This is a genomic window from Synechococcus sp. RC10A2, from assembly GCF_047502605.1.
This window is the reverse complement of record NZ_JANSHP010000068.1, coordinates 1-8,326: the sequence shown is the minus strand read 5'-3', so window position 1 is coordinate 8,326 and position 8,326 is coordinate 1. Positions and strand designations below refer to the sequence as shown.

Annotated in this window: 8 protein-coding genes and 1 tRNA gene; 5 read left to right on the top strand and 4 right to left on the bottom strand. The window is 57.9% G+C overall.

Going from position 1 to position 8,326, the window contains the following annotated elements; all coding sequences use genetic code 11:
* The 4 genes from NW848_RS09835 to NW848_RS09820 form a co-directional block, all read right to left on the bottom strand.
* Positions 1–208: hypothetical protein (locus tag NW848_RS09835; protein WP_414511087.1), on the bottom strand; the 208-nt coding region annotated here is incomplete at its 3' end.
* A gap of 164 nt (positions 209–372) precedes the next feature.
* Positions 373–642 carry a hypothetical protein gene (locus NW848_RS09830; protein ID WP_414511086.1) on the bottom strand — a complete coding sequence of 90 codons (270 nt, stop codon included), beginning with the start codon at positions 640–642 and terminating at the stop codon, positions 373–375.
* A 161-nt stretch (positions 643–803) separates the two neighbouring features.
* On the bottom strand, positions 804–3,131 hold the full coding sequence (locus NW848_RS09825; RefSeq protein ID WP_414511085.1) for a beta strand repeat-containing protein: 2,328 nt from the start codon (positions 3,129–3,131) through the stop codon (positions 804–806).
* A gap of 248 nt (positions 3,132–3,379) precedes the next feature.
* On the bottom strand, positions 3,380–5,641 hold the full coding sequence (locus NW848_RS09820; protein ID WP_414508501.1) for a hypothetical protein: 2,262 nt from the start codon (positions 5,639–5,641) through the stop codon (positions 3,380–3,382).
* Positions 5,642–6,039: 398 nt separating this feature from the next.
* On the opposite strand from NW848_RS09820, the gene NW848_RS09815 reads away from it, so the two are divergent.
* The 5 genes from NW848_RS09815 to NW848_RS09795 all read left to right on the top strand — a co-directional run bounded on the left by NW848_RS09815 (position 6,040) and on the right by NW848_RS09795 (position 8,215).
* The gene (locus NW848_RS09815) at positions 6,040–6,339 is read left to right on the top strand and encodes a ferredoxin (protein WP_011430272.1); all 300 of its coding nucleotides are present in this window, start codon (positions 6,040–6,042) and stop codon (positions 6,337–6,339) included.
* A gap of 228 nt (positions 6,340–6,567) precedes the next feature.
* Positions 6,568–6,948, top strand: coding sequence for a hypothetical protein (locus tag NW848_RS09810; RefSeq protein WP_011430270.1), 381 nt, complete (start codon positions 6,568–6,570; stop codon positions 6,946–6,948).
* A gap of 66 nt (positions 6,949–7,014) precedes the next feature.
* Positions 7,015–7,689, top strand: a complete 675-nt coding sequence (locus NW848_RS09805) for a Uma2 family endonuclease (protein WP_011430269.1) — start codon at positions 7,015–7,017, stop codon at positions 7,687–7,689.
* A tRNA-Ala gene (locus NW848_RS09800) sits at positions 7,680–7,752 on the top strand. Before NW848_RS09805 ends, NW848_RS09800 begins: the two co-directional genes overlap by 10 nt.
* A 103-nt stretch (positions 7,753–7,855) precedes the next feature.
* Positions 7,856–8,215 carry a hypothetical protein gene (locus NW848_RS09795; RefSeq protein ID WP_414508500.1) on the top strand — a complete coding sequence of 120 codons (360 nt, stop codon included), beginning with the start codon at positions 7,856–7,858 and terminating at the stop codon, positions 8,213–8,215.
* The last annotated feature ends 111 nt before the right edge of the window (positions 8,216–8,326 follow it).

Below are 8,326 nucleotides of genomic sequence, written 5' to 3'. Positions count from 1 at the left end.
TCTTTGCGGCGGCGCGGCGGGCGGGCGCGGCGTCGGCGTGTCGGGACGTGCCCGAGACGGCGTGCCCGGCGGCCTCGGTGTTGGTGTGGGGGTCGGAGTTGGCGTGGGCGTGGCAACCGTGAGAGGATCCCTTGAGGAAGAGCCGCAGGCAGCCATCAGCCCGGCCAGAGCGGCGGCCAACACTGAGGAAACAAGGGAAACACGCCAACTGGTTGGGAAGTTGCGGTCAGACATTCTCAAATCTCCAGCGAAGGATCAGCAAGAATTGGGGTAGCGGTTGCAGTCTTGGTTCGGCGCCGGCCAGCTCAGGGGAACTAACGGGTATTATTCCCCAACCCTGGCCGAGAAGGAAGGGGATCCACGGCTCTGGGCCTAGTCTTGGCTCATAAGGTAGGTAATGGCGCGGTTTTGCTGCTCAACCACCTGGCGCAGCTCGGCAATGCTGGCCCGCAGCTCAGCGATGGACTCCCTAGTTTGGGCAATGGCTGCAAAAACTTGCCCAATGGCCTCTGTGTTCTGGGCGGTGGCTGCAAAAAGACGCTCGATGGCTTCTGTATTCCGGGCAGTGGCCTGGGCATTGGCCAGCGTCTGCTGGGCCAAGACCTCCAAGATAGCCTCCACCCGCTCCAACCGCTCCGACATGGGGTTTCTCGGCAGCTTAGGATCCCATTCTATTAGCACCCCCGCCAGCTTGGTACTGCCGCGGCAAACCATTGTACGTAGCAGCGAGCCCAGGACTGGAAAAAAAGGGAGAGACCCAGGCCTCTCCCTTAGCTGAGCTAACACAAAGATAAGATCACCTACTAATTTGTGACTGGTGTAGTGGAAGAACCAAAGGTATTGCCACTACCAGTAGCGTATTGGTTAATCAAGGTAATGGGAGCACCATTAGACTTGATACCTATTGCATCACTGATGGTGAGCTGGAACTGGTTGTTAGCAATTTGCTGCGGAGTTGCACCAAGACCAGGAGGACCAGCAATTTCAACAACGGGCTCGCCGCTTACGTTGTAACCCTTGAAAATGTTCCCTGTCAAGATTATCGAGCCACTGGTGGCGGTACTGTTCACGGCGCGACTGGAAGTAGCAGTAGTGTTATTCAAGTCAATGGTGCTGTTCTGGACGACCAGGGCACCACCCCCATGATTGACAACAGTCACTGCGTCAGTAGAATTGGCTGTTATCCGCTTAAGGTCGCTGCCTATGATGGTAACGCCGTTAGTACCGGCATCTACAACCTTTAGACTGGCTGCAGTGGTATCGAAGTTAACTTTACTGTTAATAATCTGAGCACCCGCAGCGGTAGCCTCAATGCATTTGCCACCAGTGTCAATTTTACAACTGAAAGTCACACCATCAAGCGTTCCAGCCAATTCGATAATGGCTGTTGTTGCTGCACTCGCATTCGCTACAACTGTGGAGTTCTTGAGGGTTCCTTTTCCTTTAACAATAAGCAGGTCATTAGTATTGGAAAGATTAAGTGTGATGGTCGAATCTGTAACAGTAGCTCCATCAGCTACCGTTACCTGCTCAGCGCCACCACCGTCTTTAACGATCAGCTTGCTCGCATTGCCTTTAATGGTTAAGTTGTTGCCATTGAGGTTAATCTTGATGTCGTTCACCGTGACTGCTGAGCCGAAGGTAAGGGCTCCTCCTAGGTCCACCTTTGCCAACCCATTGGCTGCGGCTGGCTCCGGTTGAATTGTGATTGTCCCGTTGTTGACAGCATTAAAGACTCCCGACAGGGTCTCAGCACCACCACCAACAACTTTGAGGATAACTGGCAGGTTTGGCGTAGCCTGCTGCAAGATATTGGCAGTCGTGAAGGCAGTTGCAAATTTGGCAGGCGTAAGGGGACTGGATCCATCTCCTGTTCCATTCGGCAGCACAAAGATAGTCTTGGGAGCCACGGGTGGTCCTGCCGTAATGGTGGCCTTCACCGTCTTGCTGGCGATAGTAGCCGGGTAGTTGGTGGCCGTCGTGGTAGCAGCTCGCTCAATAGTGATGGTGGACTCACCAACACCCACCCCTGTTACGGTTATCACCTGAGGCGCCGTGTTCCCCTCGGGGAAGGTCAGAGTTGGCAGGTTAACCGTCGCCACCGTTGGCTTGTTGGATACCACACTGACCACTAGGTTGCCATTGAGCGGGGGCTGCGTAGGGGCTACTGAGAAGGTTACCGTCGAGCCCACCTGGGTAGAAACCTCTGTTGGCTCAACCACCAGTCCTGCCGCCACTGGGGGCTCCACCTTCACCGGCACGGTGACCGGCGGCACTCCCGCGTAGTTGGTGGCTTCATTGGCACCCGCAACTGTAACTACAATGCTGGCCGTGCCAGTAGCCACACCTGAAACAGTTACCTGCTGAGCACCGGTGCTGCCCACCGGGAAGGTCAAGGTAGAAGAGCCGGCAATGGAGGCGATGGTGGAATCCGTGCTCACCACGCTCAGCACCAGCTTGCCACCCGCTGGGGCTACATTGGGCTTGATGTTCAAGGTAGCCTTAGAAAGAGCCGGAAGGGTTAAGCTGCTGGGAGTAACTACAATAGAAGGAGTAGGCGTCGGAGTTGGAGTGGGGGTCGGGGTCGGTGTTGGTGGAGTCTTGAAGAAGGTATCCAACTGAGTTTGAGTAACGCTTACCCCCGGAATCTTCAGGGTGCCGGATACAAAAGCGTTGACCTTGGCCGCGTCTACACCCACAGTGGACACGGCAAACAAAATGGCGGCATCCTCGCAGTTGACAACTCCGTTGCCGTTGAAGTCGGAGATGGCCGGCTTGAGAGGGTCACCTAGCCCGGTGACATCGCTGGCCGTAATCGGCCCGGCTTTCAGGGTGGTGTTGACGAAGCTGACGATCTTGGCAGCGTCGCCGGTGTTGAGGGTGCAGGCGGCAAAAAGCACTGCCGCATCCTTGATGGTGACTGAGGTCTTTACCCCGTCGTAGTAGAAGGAGAGGCCCTCGGCAACGGGAGCAGCGGTTTCGGGAACTTGAGCCGAGATGGTGGAAGGAACCTGCGTAACGGTAGGCGTGTCGGCAGAGCAAGCGGCTACCACCCCGGTTAGAGAAGAAGCCAGCGCCAAGGAAGCCAGCGTGGAACGCAAGCTGTGCTTGAGGTTGCGGTTAGACATCATCAATCTCCAAGAAGAAAGGCTCTACAACTGGTTGAAGCCTTGGCAAGCGCAGCTCAACTCACTACAGGGAAACCCACAAAGGCCTAGCTGCTAGTAGTATACCCATGCAGAAGCCAAAAAGTACAACAGGGAAACCAATCGAACGAAGAGATGCGCAAGCCAGGCGAGCTGGAGAAAGCGACCTGCCACCACCAAGCAACTCCGTCAGCCCAATAGCAGCAGGCCGCCGTTGCCAGACTAGACAAGAGCTAGTTCACGGTAATGGCAGGCCCGAAGTTGAAGTAGGTGGTGCTGCCAGGGTTAGTGGTGTTGTCAAAGGTGCTAATGGTAGTACCGCCAACCGTAATCGGCCTAGGTGAAGGAATGGCGGGAGTCACCCGGATCTGGCCGCCAAAGGGGATGGTGAATGGGCCTGGGAAGGTAGCCTCATTTCCAGATACGGAGGTGGAAGTGGTGATGACCGGAGCACCGCCTGGCCCCGTCACCGTCACCGTCGCGCCGGCAGGCAGGCCTGGGATAGTGATCGTCACACCGGCAGGCGGAGGCGTAGGCGTGGGAGTAGGCGTTGCCGGTGGCGCACCGCCGGGCTGGAACTGCAGACTGGCCCCTGGGCCGAAGCCCACTGCCGAGCAGAGGGCATCCGACGCCACGCCAAAGACAGTAGAGGTGAAAGGAGCTGATGGCGTGCTATCCAAGAAGTTCAGAAGGTTGCCCGAGGCTCCCGCCAAGCTTTCTTGGCGACCGCACACGGCAAAGCCAGGGATGGGCGTGGGCGTGATGGTGTTGTTGAAGAAGGCCTTGAGAATGGTGCCTTCTCCGCCCAGGGCCCCCGCCGCGGTTGGCGTGAGGTCAACGTCGGGACGAGCGTAGACAGCCAGAGTGCCCTGCGGCGGCAGGTTGAAGGTGTTGCCCGTCACCGAAGCTGTGGCAAAAGGAGCCAGAGTTCCCGGTGCCTGAGTCTGCCGATCCACAATGGCCGCAATGAAGGTCGGGCTGCCGATGGAAGGCTCAAAGCGGTTCTCGCGAATGGTTACCGTGTTGGGCTCAGCCGACACCACATGCACGCCGGCAACTGTGAAGCCACGCAACAGGTTCTTGTAAACCTCCGCCTGCGAGAAGTCGCAGACTTGCACAGAGACGTAGGGATCTGACTGAGTGGGCCGCGTGAAGTCGTTGAAGGAGACTTTTACGTTGCGGGTGGTGAGGTTGGCTAGGTCACACTCGCCAATGGCTACTTGGTAAGGTGCAGCCGGCCCAGCAGCGTCCGGATCTGGGGAAATGCCAGTAATCCGGAAGCCGTTGCCCTCCGTTCCGCCCAACGTGGCATCAGCGGCCAGGATCTTGACCGAACGCACCGTGCTCGTGCCGTCAATGGAGTTCAAGGTCAAGCCGGGCCTGTCGGCAGGCAGAAGAATCTCGCCCTCAGCCACAAAGTCTCCAGGACCAGCCGTTACCGTTGGGTTGGGACCGGCCACTTCGGCAATCGCGCGGGTGATGGAGAGGTAAACGTTGCTGGTGTTGCTGTTAAACACCAAGCCCGTGTTTCTAGCAACGATGTCACGGCGCTCCGCGGCATTCAGCCCACTACCCCGCTCGTCGCGGATGGCATAGACGTTGGCCGTCGCAGTTCTGATGGCGTTGCCGGCAAAGGTCACCAAGCTCAGCCCTGTAACGGCAGGCTCAATGAAAATAGCCGCCGAGCCCGCACCCACGTCCTGGGGCACAAAGTTAATCAACTGGGTTGTGACCCCATCAGGAGCAGCCGTGTAGCCCAAGAAGATGTTGTTGGTCTCCACCCGCAGGTTGATGCCTGCGTTGTCGCCGGCAATGCGAATACCCGCTGAGTTAGCTGCGCCAGCCACAAAGAGGTTGGAGCGGGTTACTGTCAGGTTCTTAGAGGTGACGCCAGCAGCAGCTGAGCCAAAGCCAATGGCTACCCCACGGGAAGCTCGAGGGGCTCCTGTGGGGAAGAGAACGATGTCAACGCCCGTAACAGTAACTTCTGTGGCCCCCTCAGCGTTAATGCCGTACTCAATCGGTTCCAGGGAGCGGGTGTTGAGAATGCTGAAGTTCTCCAGAACAACGCCACTGGCATTGCTAGTGACCTGAACAGGAGCGCCGCTCTCTGCACCCACCACAATAGCATCGCCCACCAAGCCAGTGGCACCGCGCACCCTAACGTTGCTGCGGTCGATCACGATGTTCTGGCGATAGACGCCTGGCTCCAGGACAAGCGTGAGAGGCTGGGTGCGATCAGAAGTGGCGATAATCCGGTTAATGTCGGTTTCGGGCGTAACTCTAACTGTTCCTGCTGGCGGGGTTGGCGTGGGAGTCGGCGTAGGAGTTGGTGCTGGGGGAGGCGGGGGCGGCGGTGGCGGAGGCACCGGCACAGTTGGGCTAGTACTGCTTTCACCGCAGCCCGTTAGAATCACGGGCAAGAGCACCACGGCAGACGCCAAGGTCAGAGAACCAAGTGACTTCAGCAGCCACCTCTGCATTGTTCCGTTCATTTTTCTCCTCTTAACCAAAAAAGTAGGGTTCGGCTGAACACTTCCCTTACCTTACCCGATCACCTGACCTGAAGCAACTCAAGGCCTCAGGCTCGACGGTCGGGTGGGAGACGCATACACGCCTGTTCGGCGCTTGCTCTAGCTACTCCGTAAATCATACCGTCAGATCTGCCCAACTTGGCAAGTCTTGCCCTTTTTTTCTGGGATCCCTGAGGGCCTGGCCAAGGCCGAGCCCTGCCCCCACAGAGTGGCCCTGCCGAAGGAAGGCTCTGGAGGGGCGGGTGATCCCTTTGTAAAAAATCCGAAGATCTGCCTACTTCCTTACCAAATAGTGCTTGATCCGGGGCAGAAGGGTGGCAGGATGAGGAGTGGATGTTTTTTCTGGAGATCCAACCAGGATGGCTGTCTACAAAGTTCGGTTGATCAACGAAGAGCGGGGCTTGGACGTCACCATCGATGTGCCGGACGACGAGTACATTTTGGATGTGGCGGAGGAGCAAGGGATCGACCTGCCCTACTCCTGCCGCGCCGGAGCCTGCTCGACCTGTGCTGGCAAGCTGGTGAGCGGCACGGTGGATCAAAGCGATCAATCCTTCCTGGATGACGATCAGATCGAGCAGGGCTATGTGCTGACTTGCGTGGCCTACCCCACCTCCGACTGCACCATCATCACCCACCAAGAAGAAGCGCTGTACTGAGCCCTCACCTCCGATCCCTCACCCCTGGCCCCTCTCCCATAGGGAGAGGGGTTTTTGTTTTGGGTGGTTCTTTCCGGCAGCCTCAAGCGCTGTGCGCCGCCGGCGGCCCTCACCCCCAGCCCCTCTCCCAGCCCAAGCGCTCCGCGCCGCTAACGCGACCACCCCCAGCCCCTCTCCCTGAGGGAGAGGGGAGTAGGATTTTTTTATCCTCTGTAGAACTTTTTGACGATGACCCCAGAACAAGAAGAGTGGTTAATCCGAGCTGTCCAGGAGCTGCAGGCTGCCCAAAAAGAGCTGCAAGCTGCCCAGCAGGAGCTGCGCCTTGTCCAGCAAAACCAGGAGGTTTTGATTCGAGAGCTGCAAGCGGGCCAGCAAAATCAACAGGTTCTGATTCAGGAAGTGCGCGAGGGGCAGGCGATGCTGGCGCAGTTTTTCCGCGAGGCGCTAGATCGCTTTGACGAGCGCACCCGCGCTATTGAACGCCGCACCGAAGCCCTGGAACGGCGCACAGAAGCCTTGGAACGGCGCACGGAAGCCCTAGAGCGCCGCACTGATGAGATGGCAGCGGAGATGAGGGATCTGCGCCGCGATTTTTTGGAACGGCGGTAGCAGCCTCAAGTGCTCCGCGCCGGCCCTCACCCCCAGCCCCTCTCCCTGAGGGAGAGGGGGGTTAGGATGGCAGCAGAGCAGCCTTTGGAGGTGGCTGTGGCTTTGACGATCGGATCCGTTTCTGCTTCTGGATCGACAACGGCTCGCCTGAGTTTGGCAGAGTACCTCAAGTATTCCGATGGCGGCGATACCCGCTATGAGTTGGTGGCGGGGGAGTTGGTGCCCATGGCCCTTCCAACCGGACGGCATGTCCAGATCCAAAAGTTTCTCAGCCAGGTTTTTGAGGCGGAGATCGCCAGACGGCAGTTGCCTTGGACAACAATCCAGGGCGGCCTGGGGATCCAGTCGCCGCGGGGCAACCGCTGGGAAACGGTGCGGATCCCGGATGTGGTGGTGCTGCCTTTGGAGCAGTGGCAGGAGATGGGATCCCGAGAGGCTTTGATTCGCTTGGAGGATCCGCCGCCGCTATTGGTGGTGGAGGTGGTGAGCGAATCCAGCCGGGCGGCGGACTACCGGGCCAAACGGGCGGAATACTGCGTTTTGGGCATCGGCGAGTATTGGATTGTGGATCCTTTGGAAGAGAAGGTGAGCCTGCTGCTGTTGCACGAGGGCTGGTACGACCTGCTGGAGCTGAAGGGATCCGAGGGGGTACCTTCGCAGGTTTTTGTGGGGCTAGAGTTGCAGGTGGGGGAGATCTTGGCTGCCGATTCAGGTTATCCTGGTAGAGCTACGGGGAGTTAGCTCAGTTGGTAGAGCGCTGCGATCGCACCGCAGAGGTCAGGGATTCGAGTTCCCTACTCTCCATTGAGGTTTTGGATTTGGATCCCTTGCCCCCGATCCCTCTCCCAGGAGGAGAGAAGAGTTAGTGGTGGTAGGATTTCCTTAATTCTGTAGTGTTTCAGTAACCATGACGCCCGAGCAAGAACAGTGGCTGATTCAAGCCATCCAAGAGTTGCAAGCCTCCCAAAGAGAGTTGCAAGCCTCCCAAAGAGAGCTGCAAGCCTCCCAAAAAGAATTGCAAGCTGCCCAGCAGGAGCTGCGTCTTGTCCAGCAAAACCAGCAGGTTTTGATTCAAGAGCTGCGGGAGGGACAGGCGATGCTGGCGCAGTTCTTTCGCGAGTCAATGGATCGGTTTGACGAGCGTACTCGGGCCATCGAACGCCGCACAGAAGCACTGGAACGGCGCACTGACGAGATGGCCCGAGAGATGCGGGAGATGCGGCAAGAGATTCGGGATCTGCGCCGCGACTTTTTGGAACGGCGGTAGCTTGGGCCCAAGCGCTCCGCGTTGCTAGTGTAACCATCCCCGGATCCTTCTCCCAGGAGGAGCATGACTCTAGTCAATAATAAGCTCAACTATACTGAAAATAATGTATAA